The sequence below is a fragment of the Streptomyces incanus genome (assembly GCF_042656345.1).
GTDB lineage: Bacteria > Actinomycetota > Actinomycetes > Streptomycetales > Streptomycetaceae > Streptomyces > Streptomyces incanus.
On record NZ_JBHSPC010000135.1, the window covers coordinates 1 to 16,987 of the forward strand.

The following is a 16,987-nucleotide window of genomic DNA, read 5'->3' on the forward strand; positions in this document are numbered from 1 at the left end:
AGCCGAGAGAAAATCACGACCCCGCCCTTCCTTGGACACCCGGGGTACCTAACAAAGCCCTACTAGGGGGTGTTTCGAAAGTCCCGCACAGCGCCCACGGCACCCGGCACGCACTCTCGCCGCACCGGCCGAAAGCCCAAGTACGTCCAGTACGAGGGCTTTCTTCCGGCACGCCGAGAGCACGCACCGAGCACCGCGGGCACCGCACAGGACTTTCGAAACACCCCCTAGCGGAAGACAAGTGCCCCGCATCGAAGTTGCCCGACCGGTGCGGGGCGCTGCGGTGCGCGTACGGGTCGGTCCTGCACGGCGTACGAGACGGAGTTGCCCCACGCGGTGGGGAGAGAGCGGGCCGCGTGTCCGCTTCGAGTCCCGGACGCGCTCAGTGCCTCCTCGGCCCGTCTGACGTACTCCAGGGCGGGCAAACGCCGGCGTGCGTACTCACCCGGGAACGACACCCTCCCCGCACGGCGTGAGCACCACGCCCTCGACTGTCACTGAACCGCTCGTACGAGCGCCGAAATGACATTCGCCCGCCGATTGCTCACACCTTTCCGTAAGGTAGTCGCTCCCGCCCTCTGCCCGACCCCGCGCCATGACGTGCGGCAGAGGAGGGCGGCAGGGGCGGCAGCGGATGGTGTCCCGTCATGCGGCGCAGCCGGCACCGCGAACTGCAGGACCACGCCCTCGACGTCCGCGGCGAGGCTGCCGCGGTCGAGGATTTCAAGCCGGGGTTCCTTGCCCGGACGACTCAGGACGACTATGGCCCGCAAGGCCGCCGGCCAGCGCCACCGAGGCGGCTCTGATCGAGAGGGGCCGCGAGCACGGACGCGCCGTGCACCTGCCCGGTACGCCCCGCGCACACCACGATGGACTGCGCGCACTGCGGAGCGCAGCACGTACTGCCGCTGGGTGAGCGCATCCGCACCCGCACCTGCGCCGCATGCGGAACCGTATCCCCCGGGACAGGGCCTCCGTACGCGTGATGCTCGTCCGGGCTGGTCTCGACCCGGCTGGTGCCGAGGGCGTAAGACCGCCTGGTGCGCTGCCCCGGGTGGCCGCCCGGGCCAGGAATTTCCTCCCCTTGGGGAGGGGAGGAGTCAAAGACGCGCGGAGTACGGGGGAGGATGGAGGCATGCAGCCACGGAACATGTCCATGAGCGGAGTCGTCGACCTCGCCGCGGTGAAGGCGGCCCAGGAGGCCAAGACAAAGGCGGAGCAGGCCCGCGCGGAAGCGGTCCGGCAGGGCGGCGGGGGCGCCGTCTCCCCGGCCGACCTCGTCATCGACGTCGACGAGGCCGGCTTCGAGAGCGACATCCTGCAGCGGTCCACCGAGGTCCCGGTCGTCATCGACTTCTGGGCCGAGTGGTGCGAGCCCTGCAAGCAACTGAGCCCCGTCCTGGAGCGGCTCGCCGTCGAGTACAACGGGCGCTTCCTGCTCGCCAAGATCGACGTCGACGCCAACCAGATGCTGATGCAGCAGTTCGGGATCCAGGGCATCCCGGCGGTGTTCGCGGTGGTGGCCGGACAGGCGCTGCCGCTCTTCCAGGGGGCCGCCGGCGAGGCGCAGATCCGCCAGACCCTGGACCAGCTGGTGCAGGTCGCCGAGGAGCGTTTCGGCCTGACCGGACTCACCGTCGACCTCGACGCCGTGCCCGGGGGCGATGGTGCTGCCTCGGAGGCCGAGGAGCCCGTCGGTCCGTACGACGCCCTGCTGGAGGCCGCGGTGCGGGCGCTGGACGCCGGTGACCTGGGCGGCGCGATCCAGGCCTACAAGAACGTGCTCACCGACGACCCGGGCAACCCGGAGGCCCAGCTGGGTCTCGCCCAGGCCGAATTGCTCCACCGCGTGCAGGGGCTGGACCCGCAGCAGGTGCGCGCGGACGCCGCCGGCAAGCCGAAGGACGTCGAGGCGCAGATCGCCGCCGCCGACCTGGACCTGGTGGGCGGTCATGTGGAGGACGCCTTCGGCCGGCTCATCGAGACGGTGGGACATACGGTGGGCGACGACCGCGATGCCGTACGGGTACGGCTGCTGGAGCTGTTCGAGGTGGTCGGGGCCGACGACCCGCGGGTCGTCGCCGCGCGCCGGGCGCTGGCACGCGCCCTGTTCTGAACGGGGCGGGCACCTGGTTCCGGCCGCCGAAAGGCGGTTTTTGGACGAGTGATGTCCGAGTGAAGGAATGGCCGACGGAGGCCAGTGCGGCCGCGCTTTGCCAAAACTTGGCAATCGCGGCCGCTGTTACTGCGAGTAAGCCACCTGCGTTGATCTGTCAGATTCTGTCCACTGATCAACTGTTTTGCGATTCCCCTCCAGGGCACCCAGGGTCGCCGTCCGATGTCAGCGGGTCGCCCCTCGGCCATCCGGCCATTACTGGCAAGTAACGAACCCCCTTGTGCGGGCGGCGAGAATGCACCACGATCGGCGACGCTCGGTCCATCGCCCGTACCCCGACATCCGGTCGGGACACGGGCGCTCCTGGGTCCCCACCGAGTAGAACCGGCGGGCAGCGGAGCCGGTTCTTGGACAGGGGGGTCTTCGCCCACCCGGCGAAGCCTGTCCAGCAGGTTGTGCGTGATGTGTGTCAGGCGCGACCAGTGGTTGTCGCTCGGGGGTGATCGCCGGCGATTCGGGCGCTTCGTGCGCTGTCGAGCGCGGCGCTCTCCTTCCCGAGGACGTAGTGCTTCTCCCATCCCTGCCCGGCCGTCCGCCGACTGGCGGCGCGTCAGAGCAGGAGATGTACGTCCGAGAAGGAGGAAATATGGAGTCCCAGGTGCGTGGCGGGACCAGATGGAAGCGGTTCGCCGTGGTCATGGTGCCCAGCGTGGTCGCCACGGCCGCGGTGGGCGTCGGCCTGGCGCAGGGTGCCCTCGCGGCGTCGTTCAGCGTTTCCGGCCAGGATTTCAAGGTGACGGCCGATCACCTCGAGGGCTGGGGTTTCGCCCAGTACGGAGGTATCGACACCGGTTACTCGTCGATCGCGGGCGGCGAGAAGACCCAGCACCCGGTGGCGATCTCGTCGTTCGACCGTGCCGAGATCACCAAGATGTGCCAGTCCGTCAAGACGAATATTCCCGGCGTAGGGACGATCTACCTTCGTCTGGACGCGGGTCCGAACGCGCAGCACAAGGTCGAGGCCAAGAACCTCTACATCGACGTTGCTCAGCTCGATGCCGATGCGACCTTCACCAACATCGACATCGGTGTCGCGGTCAAGGACAAGACCCGCGGACCCGCGGTGAAGCAGGGCGAGAACGCGCTGCCGGGCGGCTTCGCCCAGCAGGCGCAGAAGGCCGACCTCACCAACGTCAAGCAGACGGCGTGGGCGACCACTGCCGGGACGTTCAAGCTCAGCGGCCTGAAGATGCGTCTGGGCACGGACTCCAAGATGGAGTGCTACTGACGGACTCCGCTCCGGAGACGTCCTTGGCCGGCTGAGCGGCCGAGTGGGGGCGGGGAAGCGGTCGCTTCTCCGCCCCGCACACCCAGCCCGGTGCTTCGTACCCGGGTGTTCGCACAGACTCAGACTTTCCGGCTTCTCCACCCCCAGGCCGAGCCGGTAGGTAACTTCACCGGACCAGGGAGCTGTATCCATGAGTGCCGAGACTCCGGTCCAGAGCGCCGGGACGTTCACCCGGCTGCGTCTGCGATTCCGTGACTGGCGGGGCCACCGGCCGTTCTGGGCGGGTCTGTTCACCCTGCTCGGCGGGGTGCCCATCGCCTACTTCCCCTACGCCACGCTGCAGCTGGGCCACATGTCGATCGCCATGGCGACGACCGCCGGCGCGGGCTCTCTGATCATCGGTGTCCTGCTGATCACGCTGGGTCTGACCATGTGGTTCCAGCAGGCCACCCGGATCTTCGCCGGTGTGGCGTCGATCCTTCTGGCCCTGGTGTCCCTGGTGGTCTCCAACATAGGTGGCTTCGTGGTCGGCTACCTGCTCGCGATGATCGGTGGTGCGCTGGCCCTGGCCTGGGTGCCGGACAAGCCGCAGAGTGAGGCGGGCGGGCGCTGGAAGTTCTTCGGTGGACCGTCCGGGAACGGTGCTCGGGAGGACATCCCCCAGGGCGCGCCCGAGGGCCCTGCGGGCGAGGCGGGGCAGCCGCACCCCCCGTACGAGGCCGACGACCTCGGGGAGGCGGACGACGCCCGGATCGAGGACCGTGACAGGGGACACCGTGTCGGCTGACGAGATGCGAGACCAGAGTGCTCCCGCGGCCCTGACCCCGGACAGAAGAGGGCCGCGCCACGCGGCCCCCCGGAAGCCGCTGTTCACCAGGTTCCACATGCCGGCTGGGAAAGCGATCGCCCTCGCGGCGATGCCGACCGCGGTCCTGATGGGCATGGGGTTCACGCCGACACTGGCCCAGGCCGACGAGCAGCCGAAGTCCAGGAGCCTGACCGCCGACGAGTACAAGGACTGCGTGGCGGCTCTGGAGGACTCCGAGAACGGCGTGTCCTCCTCGGCAGGCCCGTCCGCGTCGGCGAGTGACACGCCCTCCCCGGACGATGGGGCCCCCGCCACGGAACCGAGCCCCTCGGCCTCCGCCGGCGACGACGCGGCCGGGGACTCCGGTGCGGACACGGGCACGGACAAGGGCACGGGCACGGGCACGGACAAGGGCACGGGCACGGACAAGGGCACGGACAAGGGCACGGGCAGGAACTCGTCCTCTTCGCCGGATTCAGGTTCCGACGACAAGGACGGCAAGAACGAAGCCGCGCCCGCCACCTCCGAAGCCTCCGGCGACGGGGCCGAGGAGCCCGAGCCGTCCCCCTCGGAGACCGACCGCAACGCCCTGGAGAAGCTCGGCGACGCCGTCACCGACCTCCTCACCCCGAAGGACGAGGAGACCGGCGAGGCGACCGCGAGCCCCACCCCGTCGGCCTCCGCGTCCGCCACGGACAGCTCCGCCGAGGACGCCGCGGACCCGGCGGGGGAGACCACCGAGAAGACCACCGAAGCCGCCGACGGCGCCGCCGGGGAACCCGTCGGCACGGCGGGCCAGGCAGCCGAGGAGGTGGAGGGACCCGCTGCGGAGGCCGAGGAGGCGACCGCGACCCCCAAGGCCACCGCTTCGCCGAGCCCTTCCGAGAGCGCCACGGCCGACGTCGACGACTGCCCGGTCGCCACCGACGCCGAGGGCGGGGTCGACAACAAGATCCTGCTGCCCGAGGACCCGTGGTTCCTGAACGCCAGCTCGCTGACGCTGAAGGGTGCCGACTACCAGGGCATCGTCGAGGTGCGGACCGCGAGCGGCAAGATCAAGAAGGTCCTGAAGTACGTCGTCTCCAACGGCACCGACATCGGCGACCTGCACCAGACGGTCGAGGACAAGCAGTCCGGCAAGACCCACCACGTGCAGGCGGCCAAGGGGTCGACGTCCACCATCCGCGACGGCGACACCGTGATGTACACGGAGAGCATCTCCGGCAAGCTGCTCGGGCTGATACCGGTCATCTTCGATCCGGAGAACCCGCCGCCGCTCAACATCCCCCTGATCTACTTCACGGATGTGACGGTGCAGCAGGCCGGTCAGTTCGGCGGGACCCTGCACATCCCGGGGTTGCGCCAGTACGCCGACTGAGCGCCTGCCCGAGTACCCGGCGGCCCACTTCGGGAGCCGCGGAGAACACCGAGGGCGCCCCCTTCCGCAGGGGGCGCCCTCGGTGCCGTACGTGCTGTGCACGCGTCGGCCGGTCAGCTGGTGGCGCCGCCCATGTGGTGGACGCGGACCATGTTGGTGGTGCCGGGGACGCCGGGCGGAGAACCGGCGGTGATCACCACGATGTCGCCCTCGTCGAAGCGGTGCAGCCGGACCAGCTCCTGCTGGACCAGGTCGACCATCTCGTCCGTGCTGTTCACGAACGGCACGACGTGCGGCTCCACGCCCCAGCTGAGCGTGAGCTGGTTGCGGGTGGACTCGTCGGTGGTGAACGCCAGGATCGGCTGGCCCGCGCGGTAGCGGGACAGCCGGCGGGCGGTGTCGCCGGACTGGGTGAAGGCCACCAGGCCCTTGCCGCCGAGGAAGTCGGCGATCTCGGCGGCGGCACGGGCCACCGAGCCGCCCTGCGTGCGCGGCTTCTTGCCGGGCACCAGCGGCTGCAGGCCCTTGGACAGCAGCTCCTGCTCGGCCGCCTGGACGATCTTCGACATCGTCCGCACGGTCTCGATCGGGTAGGCGCCCACGCTCGACTCGGCCGACAGCATGACCGCGTCCGCGCCGTCCAGGATCGCGTTGGCCACGTCGGAGGCCTCGGCGCGGGTCGGACGGGAGTTGGTGATCATCGACTCCATCATCTGGGTCGCCACGATCACCGGCTTCGCGTTGCGTCGGCAGAGCTCGATCAGGCGCTTCTGCACCATCGGGACCTTTTCGAGCGGGTACTCGACGGCGAGGTCACCGCGGGCGACCATCACACCGTCGAACGCCATCACGACGTCCTCCATGTTCTCCACCGCCTGCGGCTTCTCCACCTTGGCGATGACGGGCACCCGGCGGCCCTCCTCGTCCATCACGCGGTGGACGTCGGCGACGTCCTTGGCGTCCCGGACGAAGGACAGGGCGACCAGGTCGCAGCCCATGCGCAGCGCGAACCGCAGGTCCTCGATGTCCTTCTCGGACAGCGCGGGCACGTTCACCGCCGTGCCGGGCAGGTTGATGCCCTTGTGGTCGGAGATGACGCCGCCCTCGATGACGATCGTCCTGACCCGGCAGCCCTCGACGTCCAGCACCTTCAGCTCGACGTTGCCGTCGTTGATCAGCACCTGGTCGCCGCGGGAGACATCACCGGGCAGGCCCTTGTAGGTCGTCCCGCAGATCGTCCGGTCGCCCGGGACGTCCTCGGTGGTGATGGTGAACTCGTCACCGCGCACCAGCTCGACGGGGCCCTCGGCGAAGGTCTCCAGACGGATCTTCGGGCCCTGGAGGTCGGCGAGGACACCGATGGCCCTGCCCGTCTCCTTGGCGGCGGCACGGACCCTGTCGTACCTGCCCTGGTGTTCGGCGTGCGAGCCGTGGCTGAAGTTGAAGCGGGCCACGTTCATGCCGGATTCGATCAGAGCGACGAGCTGCTCGTGGGAGTCGACCGCGGGGCCGAGAGTACAGACGATTTTGGAACGGCGCATGGGACGATCCTATCGGTTTGTTTCGCTCCGGAATATTCCGTCTGGCGGAAGGTACACATGAGGAAGTGGCTGCTCAATTGCGCTTTCCGGCCAGTGCGTAGGTCTGTGTGGCGATCTCCATTTCCTCGTCCGTCGGGACCACGGCGACCGCGACTCGCGCACCCTCGGGCGAGACCAGCCGCGGCCCGGCGCCGCGCGCGCCGTTGCGCTCGGCGTCGATCTCCAGGCCCAGCCCGGCCAGGCCCGCCACGGCCGCCTCCCGCACCGGTGCGGCGTTCTCGCCGACCCCGGCGGTGAACGCCACCGCGTCCACCCGGCCGAGAACGGCGTAATAGGCGCCGATGTACTTCTTCAGACGGTGAATGTAGATGTCGAACGCGAGCTTCGCCTCTTCGTCACCCGCGTCGACCCGGCGGCGGATCTCCCGCATGTCGTTGTCACCGCACAGGCCGACCAGACCACTCTTCTTGTTGAGAAGAGTGTCGATCTCGTCGACGGACATTCCGCCAACGCGCGTCAAATGGAAGATGACGGCCGGGTCCATGTCTCCCGACCGGGTACCCATCACCAGCCCTTCCAAGGGCGTCAGCCCCATCGAGGTGTCCACGCACCTCCCGCCCCGCACCGCCGAGGCGGACGCCCCGTTGCCCAGGTGCAGCACGATGACGTTCACCTCCTCGGACGCCTTCCCGAGCAGCCGGGCCGTCTCCCGGGACACGTACGCGTGCGAGGTGCCGTGGAAGCCGTAGCGGCGGATCCGGTGCTCGTCGGCGGTCCGCACGTCGATCGCGTAGCGGGCGGCCGACTCCGGCATCGTGGTGTGGAAAGCGGTGTCGAAGACGGCGACCTGCGGCAGGTCCGGGCGCAGCGCCATCGCGGTGCGGATGCCCGTCAGGTTGGCCGGGTTGTGCAGCGGGGCGACCGGGATGAGCCGCTCGATCTCGGCGAGCACCGCGTCGTCGATGACGGTCGGCTCGGTGAAGTGCATCCCGCCGTGCACCACCCGGTGCCCGATCGCGGCCAGCTCGGGGGAGTCCAGCCCCAGCCCGTCGGCGGCCAGCTCCTCGGCCATCGCCTTCAGGGCGGCCTCATGGTCCGCGATCGGTCCGGTCCGCTCCCTGAGCTCCCCGCCCGACGCCGACGGCGTGTGCCGGACCAGCGAGGTCCGCTCACCGATCCGTTCGACCAGGCCGGACGCGAGCCGGCTGCTGTCGTTCATGTCCAACAGCTGGTACTTCACCGACGAGGAACCGGAGTTGAGGACGAGGACCCGAGAAGGAGGGGCCGAGCGCAGCTCGTCGGGTAGGGCGGTGGTGGGCGACGGGTGGGCAGGAGGGGCCGAGCGCAGCTCGTCGGGCAGGGCGGTGGTGGGTGACGGGTGGGCGCTCACTGGGTGGCTGCCTTCTCGCTCGGGGCTGACGCCGGGGCGGGGGACTGGGCCTGGATGGCCGTGATGGCGACGGTGTTCACGATGTCCTGGACGAGGGCGCCCCGGGACAGGTCGTTGACCGGCTTGCGCAGACCCTGGAGCACCGGGCCGACCGCGACCGCGCCGGCCGAGCGCTGCACGGCCTTGTAGGTGTTGTTGCCGGTGTTCAGGTCGGGGAAGATCAGCACGGTCGCCTGCCCGGCGACCTCGGAGTCCGGCAGCTTGGTCGCCGCGACCGACGGCTCCACGGCCGCGTCGTACTGGATCGGGCCCTCGACCCTGAGGTCCGGGCGGCGCGCGCGGACCAGCTCGGTCGCCTCGCGCACCTTGTCGACGTCGGCGCCGGAGCCCGACGTACCCGTCGAGTACGACAGCATCGCGATCCGCGGCTCCACCCCGAACCGTGCGGCCGTGGCCGCCGACTGCACGGCGATGTCGGCGAGCTGCTCGGCGTCCGGGTCGGGGTTGACCGCGCAGTCGCCGTAGACCAGGACCCGGTCGGCCAGGCACATGAAGAAGACGGACGAGACGATCGACGCGTCCTGCCGGGTCTTGATGATCTCGAAGGCCGGCCGGATGGTCGCGGCCGTGGAGTGCACCGAGCCGGACACCATGCCGTCGGCGAGCCCTTCCTGCACCATCAGCGTGCCGAAGTAGTTCACGTCCGAGACGACGTCGTAGGCCAGTTCGACGCTGACGCCCCGGTGCGCGCGCAGGGCGGCGTACTTCTCGGCGAAGGCGTCGCGCAGCTCGGACTCGGCCGGGTCGATCAGCTGGGTGTCGCCGAGGTCGATGCCGAGGTCGGCGGCCTGCTTGTGGATGCGGTCGACCGGCCCGAGCAGGGTGAGGTCGCACACGCCCCGGCGCATCAGCACCTCGGCCGCGCGCAGCACCCGCTCCTCGTCGCCCTCGGGCAGGACGACCCGCTTCAGGTCGGAGCGGGCCTGTTCGAGCAGCTTGTGCTCGAACATCATCGGCGTCACCCGGTCGCTGCTGGGCGCGGAGACCCGCCGGGTGATCTCGGCGGTGTCGGCGTACCGCTCGAAGAGGCCGAGCGCGGTCTCCGCCTTGCGCGGGGTGGCCGCGTTCAGCTTCCCCTCCAGGGAGAACAGCTGCTCGGCGGTGGGGAAGCTGTTGCCGGGCACCGACAGCACCGGGGTACCGGGAGCGAGGCGGGCGGCGAGGGTGAGGATGTGGTCGCCGGGCACCTCGTCCAGGGTGAGCAGCACGCCGGCTATAGGCGGGGTGCCGGCGCTGTGCGCGGCCAGCGTGCCGACGACCAGATCGGCGCGGTCGCCCGGGGTGACGACCAGGCAGCCGGGGGTCAGGGCGGCGAGGAGGTTGGGCAGCATGGCGCCGCCGAAGACGAAGCCCAGGGCGTCGCGGGCCAGTCCGGAGTCGTCGCCGAGCACCACCTTCGCGCCGAGGGTGTGGGCGATCTGGGCCACCGTGGGGGCGGCGAGCGCGGGTTCGTCGGGGACGACGTAGCAGGGCACGGGCAGTCGGGAGGCGAGCCGCTCGGCGATCTCGTCGCGGTCCTCGCGGGCGACCCGGTTGACCACCATGGCGAGCACGTCGCAGCCCCGGTTGTGGTAGGCGCGGTAGGCGTTGCGGGTCTCGTCGCGCACCGACTCGGAGCTCTGCCTGCGGCCGCCCACGACCGGGATCACCGAGGCGCCGAACTCGTTGGCCAGGCGGGCGTTCAGGGACAGCTCGTCGGGGAACTGGGTGTCGGCGTAGTCGGTGCCGAGGACGAGGACGACGTCGTACTCGCGAGCGACCAGGTGGAACCGGTCGACCAGCGTCGACACCAGTTCGTCGGGGCCGCGTTCGGCCTGGAGGGCGGATGCCTCCTGGTAGTCCATGCCGTAGACGGTCGCCGGGTCCTGGGTGAGCCGGTAGCGGGCGCGCAGCAGCTCGAAGAGGCGGTCCGGGCCGTCGTGCACCAGGGGACGGAAGACGCCCACCCGGTCGACCTGCCGGGTCAGGAGTTCCATCACTCCCAGGTCGACGACCTGGCGGCCGTCGCCACGGTCGATACCGGTGACGTACACACTGCGGGTCACGCATGCTCCGTTTCGTCGGGGTCTCGCGGTGCTTCGGGCCCTGCGGACCGGGGCCCTCCCGGTGCCGGCCGACACCCGCCCGCCGGGGCGGGCGGATCCTCCTCGACAGTACCTCCGCCGCTGGTGGGGGTGCCCGGCCGAGGGGTCGGCCACGCGGCCGGGACGCGCGGCAGGAACGGGGCGGCCGGGGCGCGCCCCGAAGGAGCCGGGAAGGGAGCCGGACCCGGGCCGGGGACGGAGGACAGGACGGGGAAAGGACAGGGGAAAGGCAGGGGAGCCGGAAACCGGGCAAGGGAGGGGGCCCCGGCGCGCCGGGCGGCATGGAACAATCGGAGATGGCTCACCGGTATCCCCAGCGACCAGGAGACGACTGCACGATGCGTATCGGAGTTCTCACCGCAGGCGGCGACTGCCCCGGCCTGAACGCAGTGATCCGGTCGGTCGTGCACCGAGCGGTCGACAATTACGGCGACGAGGTCATCGGCTTCGAGGACGGCTACGCCGGCCTGCTCGACGGCCGCTACCGCACCCTCGACCTCGACGCGGTCAGCGGCATCCTCGCCCGCGGCGGCACCATACTCGGCTCCTCCCGGCTGGAGCGCGACCGGCTCCGCGAGGCCTGCGAGAACGCCTCGGACATGATCCGCGACTTCGGCATCGACGCGCTCATCCCGATCGGCGGCGAGGGCACGCTCACCGCGGCGCACATGCTGTCGGAGGCGGGCCTGCCGGTGGTCGGCGTGCCGAAGACGATCGACAACGACATCTCCTCCACCGACCGCACCTTCGGCTTCGACACCGCCGTCGGCGTCGCCACCGAGGCGATGGACCGGCTGAAGACCACCGCCGAGTCCCACCAGCGGGTCATGGTCGTCGAGGTCATGGGCCGGCACGCGGGCTGGATCGCCCTGGAGTCCGGCATGGCCGCCGGCGCCCACGGCATCTGCCTTCCCGAGCGGGCCTTCGACCCGAACCAGTTGGTGAAAATGGTCGAAAAGCGTTTCGCCCGCGGCAAGAAGTTCGCGGTGATCTGCGTCGCCGAAGGCGCTCACCCCGCCGACGGCACCATGGACTACGGCAAGGGTGAGATCGACAAGTTCGGCCACGAGCGCTTCCAGGGCATCGGCACGGCACTGGCCCACGAGCTGGAGCGGCGCCTCGGCAAGGAGGCCAGGCCGGTCATCCTCGGCCACATCCAGCGCGGTGGCACGCCGACCGCGTACGACAGGGTGCTCGCCACGCGCTTCGGGTGGCACGCGGTGGAGGCCGCGCACCAGGAGCGGTTCGGCCGGATGACCGCGCTGCGCGGGACCGACGTCGTGATGGTCCCGCTCGCGGAGGCCGTCACCGAGCTGAAGACGGTCCCGAAGGACCGCATGGACGAGGCCGAGTCGGTCTACTGACGGACGGCGCCCCGACCTGTCCGACGACCTCGGCGCGGGAGGCCGTACCCGCGTCATGGCCCCGGCGTACGGCCTTACGGGCCCGTCACCCACCGGTACTGCAACTCCGGTCGCCCCACGGCCCCGTACTGGGGGCGCCGGCCCGCGCGGCCCGCGTCGACCAGGTGCTCCAGGTAGCGGCGGGCGGTGATGCGGGAGATGCCCACCGCCTCCGCCACCCCGCTGGCCGTCAGGCCCTCGTCGGCGGCGCGCAGGGCCAGGGTCACCCGTTCCAGGGTCGGTGCGCTCAGGCCCTTGGGCAGGGCGGCCGGCCCGGGGGCGCGCAGGGCGGCCAGCGCCCGGTCCACCTCGGCCTGGCCGCTGGCCTCGCCCACGGCGGCCCGGAACTCGGCGTACCGCACCAGGCGGTCCCGCAGCGTCGCGAAGGTGAACGGTTTCAGCACGTACTGGACGACCCCCAGCGACACGCCTTCGCGCACCACCGTGAGGTCCCGTGCCGAGGTCACCGCGACGACGTCCGCGTGATGCCCCGCGGTCCGCAGCGAGCGGGCCAGCTGCAACCCGTGCACATCGGGCAGGTGCAGGTCGAGAAGGAGCAGGTCGACGGGGGTGCGCTCCAGCACCCGGCAGGCCTCGGCGCCCGTGGCGGCCTTGCCGACGGCGACGAACCCCGGCACCCGGCCGACGTACATCACGTGGGCGTCGGCGGCGACGGGGTCGTCCTCCACCACCAGGACGCGGATGGGCGGTCTGCCGGTCATGCCGTGCCTCCCGTGCCCGAGCCCGCCATGGCATCGTTCGCGACCGTACGGTTCCCAGTGGCGGCCCGCAGGGGAAGGCGGACCTCGAAGCGGGCGCCGCCTCCCTCCTCCGACGTCACCGTCAGCGTGCCGCCGTGCCGGTTCACCGCCTGCCGTACCAGCGCCAGGCCCAGCCCGCGCCCGCCCGGCCCCGACGGCTTGGTCGTGAAGCCCCGCTGGAAGAGCGCCTCGGTGTGGTCCGGGTCCACGCCCGGACCGGTGTCGGACACCTGAAGGATCAGCTCCGAGCCGGCGTCGGTGAGGGCGGTGACCGTCACCCGGGGACTGATGCCGCCCAGCGCCGCGTCCACCGCGTTGTCGATCAGGTTGCCCAGGATGGTGACCAGGTCCCGGGCGGGCAGGGTGTCCGGCAGCAGCCCGTCGTCCAGCCGGCTGTCCGGCGTGACCTCCAGCTCCACGCCCCGCTCGTTGGCCTGGGCGGTCTTGCCCAGCAGCAGCGCCGCCAGCACCGGTTCGCCCACCGCCGCCACCACCTGGTCGGTGAGCGCCTGGGCCAGTTCCAGCTCGGCGGTCGCGAAGTCGACCGCCTCCTCGGCCCGGCCCAGCTCGATCAGCGAGACGACGGTGTGCAGCCGGTTCGCCGCCTCGTGCGCCTGCGAACGCAGCGCCTGCGTGAAGCCCCGCTCCGAGTCCAGCTCGCCCATCAGCGACTGGAGTTCGGTCACATCGCGCAGGGTCACCACCGAACCGCGCCGCTCACCGCCCGACACCGGGGAGGTGTTCACCACCAGCACCCGGTCCGCCGTCAGATGCACCTCGTCGACCCGCGGCTGAGAGCCGAGCAGCGCACCCGTCAGCGGTGCCGGAAGACCGAGTTCCGCGACCGACCTGCCCACCACGTCCTCCTCCGGCCCCACACCCAGCAGCTCCCGGCCGCCGTCGTTGATCAACGCCACCCTGTACTGCCCGTCCAGCATCAGGAGCCCCTCGCGCACGGCGTGCAGCGCGGCCTGATGGTAGTCGTGCATGTGGCTGAGTTCGGACGCGTTCATCCCGTGGGTGTGCCGGCGCAGCCGGGCGTTGATCACGTACGTGCCGATCGCGCCGAGCCCCAGGGCGGCGGCCGCGGCCGCGAGCAGCGCGGTCAGCTGACCCTGCGCAAGCCGGCTGATCGAATCGACCCGTATCCCCGCGCTGACCAGGCCGACGATCCGGTCACCGTCCAGGACCGGGGTGACCGCGCGGACGGACGGGCCGAGGGTGCCGGTGTAGGTCTCGGCGAAGGTGTGGCCCGCGAGGGCGGCAGCGGTGTGGCCGCGGAAGGGCAGGCCGATCTGGTCCGGGTCGGGGTGGGTCCAGCGGATGCCCCGCGGATCCATGATCGTGACGAAGTCGATGTCGGTGTCACGCACCACCGCCAGCGCGTACGGCTGGAGCGTCGCCGAGGGATCGGCGGTACGGATCGCCTCCCGCACCGAGGGGGAGTCCGCGATCGACAGGGCCACCGCCGTGGCCTGGCGGCCCGCCGCCGCCTCCGCCTGGTTGTGGTTGCCGACATAGCTGAACAGCGCGTATCCCACCACGAGCACCGCTATCAGCACCGCCTGCATGGCGAAGAGCTGGGCCGCGAGGCTGCGGGGTTTCGGGAGGGTGATGCGCATCCCGTCAGTGTGCATCCCCATGCAGGCGTGAACTAAATGAACGGAAGGGTGACCACGCTCACAAGGCAGGACATAGTCACGGCAGTCCCCACTCCCACCCCCCCAACCCCGATCCCCATCCCCCGGACGTGAGCCGCACGCCGGTGATGCCGACGACGTCGTCAAGGAGGCCGCCGTGACCAGCACAGCCGATACGGCACCTGCCGCTCCCCAAGTGAAGCGGGACCGCACGCACTATCTCTACATCGCGGTGATCATCGCGGTCGCCCTCGGTATCACCGTCGGTCTGGTCGCACCCGACTTCGCGGTCGAGCTGAAGCCGATCGGCACCGGGTTCGTGAGCCTGATCAAGATGATGATCTCGCCCATCATCTTCTGCACCATCGTGCTGGGCATCGGCTCCGTCCGGAAGGCCGCCAAGGTCGGCGCCGTCGGCGGTATCGCCCTCGGCTACTTCATGGTGATGTCGCTGGTCGCGCTCGGTATCGGCCTCGTCGTCGGCAACATCCTGGACCCGGGAGCGGGTCTCGCGGTCACCGACGCGGTCAAGGAGACCGGCCACGCCCAGGTCGACGCGGAGGCCAAGGACACCACCGAGTTCCTGCTCGGGATCATCCCGACCACGATCGTCTCCGCCTTCACCCAGGGCGAGGTCCTGCAGACCCTGCTGGTCGCGCTGCTGTGCGGCTTCGCGCTGCAGGCCATGGGCAAGGCCGGCCAGCCGGTTCTGCGCGGGATCGAGCACATCCAGCGGCTGGTCTTCCGGGTCCTCGCCATGATCATGTGGGCCGCGCCGATCGGTGCGTTCGGCGCTATGGCCGCGGTCACCGGCTCCGCCGGCGTGGACGCGCTGAAGAGCCTCGCGGTGCTGATGCTCGGCTTCTACATCACCTGCGTGCTGTTCATCTTCGTGATGCTCGGCGCACTGGTGCGGATCGTCGCGGGTCTGAACATCTGGTCCCTGCTCAAGTACCTGGGCCGGGAGTTCCTGCTGATCCTGTCCACGTCCTCGTCCGAGTCGGCGCTGCCGCGGCTCATCGCCAAGATGGAGCACCTGGGTGTCAGCAAGCCGGTGGTCGGCATCACCGTCCCGACCGGCTACTCCTTCAACCTCGACGGCACCATGATCTACATGACCATGGCCTCGCTGTTCATCGCCGACGCCCTGGGCACGCCGATGTCGATCGGCGAGCAGATCCCGCTGCTGCTCTTCCTGCTGGTCGCCTCGAAGGGCGCCGCCGGTGTCTCCGGTGCGGGCCTGGCGACGCTGGCCGGCGGTCTGCAGTCGCACAAGCCGGCCCTGGTGGACGGCATCGGCCTCATCGTCGGCATCGACCGCCTCATGAGCGAGGCCCGCGCCCTGACCAACTTCGCGGGCAACGCGGTCGCCACGGTGCTGATCGGCACCTGGACCAAGGAGATCGACAAGGAGCGGGTGAACCAGGTCCTCTCCGGCGCCCTCCCCTTCGACGAGACCACCCTGCTGGACGAGCGCGACGACGACGGCCCCGCCAGGCACGCCGAGGCCCCCGAAGCGGGCGGCGAGAAGGAGCTGGCCAAGGCCTGACACCGCGGCGTCCTTCCGCCGCACCAGCGCTGACACCCCAGCGCTTTCCCCGCCGCCGAGCGGCCGGACTCCTTCCCCCGTGAGCCCGGCCGCTCGGCCCTTTTCCGTTCGGGTTCGGATTCGTCTCGTCCCGCCTTGCCCTGACGCCGACGTCAAGGCGTACGTTCCCCGGTATGCGAATCGGCGAGCTGGCCGCACGCGCCGGGACCACCACGCGGACGCTGCGGTACTACGAGTCACGGGGACTGCTTCCCGCACGGCGTACGGGCAACAACCACCGGACGTACGACGAGAACGACCTGAGGCTGCTGCGGCAGATCCGGACGCTCCAGGACTTCGGGTTCGAGCTGGAGGAGACCCGGCCGTTCGTGGAGTGCCTGCGGGCCGGGCACCCCGAGGGCGACTCGTGCCCCGCCTCGCTCGCGGTCTACCGGCGCAAGCTGGACGAACTCGACGCGCTCATCGGCGAGCTGCAGGCCGTACGGGCGGGCGTCGGGGCGCAGCTGGCGCGGGCAGAGCGGGCGCGGGACGAGCTGGCCGCCGACGCTGCGGCTCCGGGGGGTCCGGAACCGGTGTGCGAACTGGGAGGGCGGCACGGATGAGCAGGGCGAAAGGCGTGACGGAGGTGACGGACGCGGACTTCGCGACGGAGGTGATCGGAGCCGGACTGCCGGTGCTGGTGGAGTTCACCGCCGACTGGTGCCCGCCGTGCCGGCAGATGGCACCGGTGCTGAGCGCGCTCGCCGCCGAGCAGGGCGAACGGCTGAAGGTCGTCCAGCTGAACGTGGACGCCAACCCGGCCACCACCAACGCGTACAAGGTGCTGTCGATGCCGACGTTCATGGTGTTCCGGGACGGGGAACCCCTGCGGTCGATGGTGGGCGCCAGGCCCAAGCGGCGGCTGCTGGAGGAACTGGACGAGGTGATCTGAGCCGCCGTCCCGAGTCGGCACCGAACAAAGGAAACCCC

Annotated in this window: 13 protein-coding genes; 8 read left to right on the top strand and 5 right to left on the bottom strand. The window is 70.6% G+C overall.

What is annotated here, in order from left to right:
• The first annotated feature begins 1,135 nt into the window (after positions 1-1,135).
• The 4 genes from ACFP2V_RS34115 (at position 1,136) to ACFP2V_RS34130 (ending at position 5,590) form a co-directional block, all read left to right on the top strand.
• Complete coding sequence (locus ACFP2V_RS34115) at positions 1,136-2,116, top strand: tetratricopeptide repeat protein (RefSeq protein WP_381219151.1); 981 nt, start codon at positions 1,136-1,138, stop codon at positions 2,114-2,116.
• A 646-nt stretch (positions 2,117-2,762) separates the two neighbouring features.
• The gene (locus ACFP2V_RS34120) at positions 2,763-3,404 is read left to right on the top strand and encodes a DUF6230 family protein (protein ID WP_381219153.1); all 642 of its coding nucleotides are present in this window, start codon (positions 2,763-2,765) and stop codon (positions 3,402-3,404) included.
• A gap of 190 nt (positions 3,405-3,594) precedes the next feature.
• Positions 3,595-4,191 (top strand): DUF6114 domain-containing protein, encoded by a 597-nt coding sequence (locus ACFP2V_RS34125; RefSeq protein WP_381219155.1) that lies wholly within the window; start codon positions 3,595-3,597, stop codon positions 4,189-4,191.
• The gene (locus ACFP2V_RS34130) at positions 4,181-5,590 is read left to right on the top strand and encodes a hypothetical protein (RefSeq protein WP_381219157.1); all 1,410 of its coding nucleotides are present in this window, start codon (positions 4,181-4,183) and stop codon (positions 5,588-5,590) included. The genes ACFP2V_RS34125 and ACFP2V_RS34130 overlap by 11 nt, the downstream gene beginning before the upstream one ends.
• Positions 5,591-5,703: 113 nt before the next feature.
• Here ACFP2V_RS34130 and pyk read toward each other — a convergent pair whose 3' ends face one another.
• The 3 genes from pyk to pta form a co-directional block, all read right to left on the bottom strand.
• Positions 5,704-7,131, bottom strand: a complete 1,428-nt coding sequence (gene pyk / locus ACFP2V_RS34135) for a pyruvate kinase (RefSeq protein ID WP_381219159.1) — start codon at positions 7,129-7,131, stop codon at positions 5,704-5,706.
• 73 nt (positions 7,132-7,204) lie between these two features.
• Positions 7,205-8,425, bottom strand: a complete 1,221-nt coding sequence (locus tag ACFP2V_RS34140) for an acetate kinase (protein ID WP_381219178.1) — start codon at positions 8,423-8,425, stop codon at positions 7,205-7,207.
• 92 nt (positions 8,426-8,517) lie between these two features.
• Positions 8,518-10,626 (bottom strand): phosphate acetyltransferase, encoded by a 2,109-nt coding sequence (pta, locus tag ACFP2V_RS34145; protein ID WP_381219161.1) that lies wholly within the window; start codon positions 10,624-10,626, stop codon positions 8,518-8,520.
• Positions 10,627-11,003: 377 nt separating this feature from the next.
• Here pta and ACFP2V_RS34150 point away from each other — a divergent pair, with 377 nt between their 5' ends.
• Entirely contained in the window at positions 11,004-12,029 is a 1,026-nt protein-coding gene (locus ACFP2V_RS34150; protein WP_381219163.1) for an ATP-dependent 6-phosphofructokinase, read from the top strand.
• 74 nt (positions 12,030-12,103) lie between these two features.
• Here ACFP2V_RS34150 and ACFP2V_RS34155 read toward each other — a convergent pair whose 3' ends face one another.
• Together ACFP2V_RS34155 and ACFP2V_RS34160 are read right to left on the bottom strand one after the other, a co-directional pair.
• Positions 12,104-12,790, bottom strand: a complete 687-nt coding sequence (locus ACFP2V_RS34155) for a response regulator (protein ID WP_381219165.1) — start codon at positions 12,788-12,790, stop codon at positions 12,104-12,106.
• Positions 12,787-14,451 carry a sensor histidine kinase gene (locus ACFP2V_RS34160; RefSeq protein ID WP_381219166.1) on the bottom strand — a complete coding sequence of 555 codons (1,665 nt, stop codon included), beginning with the start codon at positions 14,449-14,451 and terminating at the stop codon, positions 12,787-12,789. The genes ACFP2V_RS34155 and ACFP2V_RS34160 overlap by 4 nt, the downstream gene beginning before the upstream one ends.
• Before the next feature lie 175 nt (positions 14,452-14,626).
• Between ACFP2V_RS34160 and ACFP2V_RS34165 the strand changes: the two genes are divergently transcribed.
• The 3 genes from ACFP2V_RS34165 to ACFP2V_RS34175 all read left to right on the top strand — a co-directional run bounded on the left by ACFP2V_RS34165 (position 14,627) and on the right by ACFP2V_RS34175 (position 16,949).
• Positions 14,627-16,018 (top strand): cation:dicarboxylate symporter family transporter, encoded by a 1,392-nt coding sequence (locus ACFP2V_RS34165; protein WP_381219168.1) that lies wholly within the window; start codon positions 14,627-14,629, stop codon positions 16,016-16,018.
• Positions 16,019-16,191: 173 nt separating this feature from the next.
• On the top strand, positions 16,192-16,620 hold the full coding sequence (locus ACFP2V_RS34170; RefSeq protein WP_381219170.1) for a MerR family transcriptional regulator: 429 nt from the start codon (positions 16,192-16,194) through the stop codon (positions 16,618-16,620).
• Positions 16,617-16,949 (top strand): thioredoxin family protein, encoded by a 333-nt coding sequence (locus ACFP2V_RS34175; RefSeq protein ID WP_381219172.1) that lies wholly within the window; start codon positions 16,617-16,619, stop codon positions 16,947-16,949. Before ACFP2V_RS34170 ends, ACFP2V_RS34175 begins: the two co-directional genes overlap by 4 nt.
• The last annotated feature ends 38 nt before the right edge of the window (positions 16,950-16,987 follow it).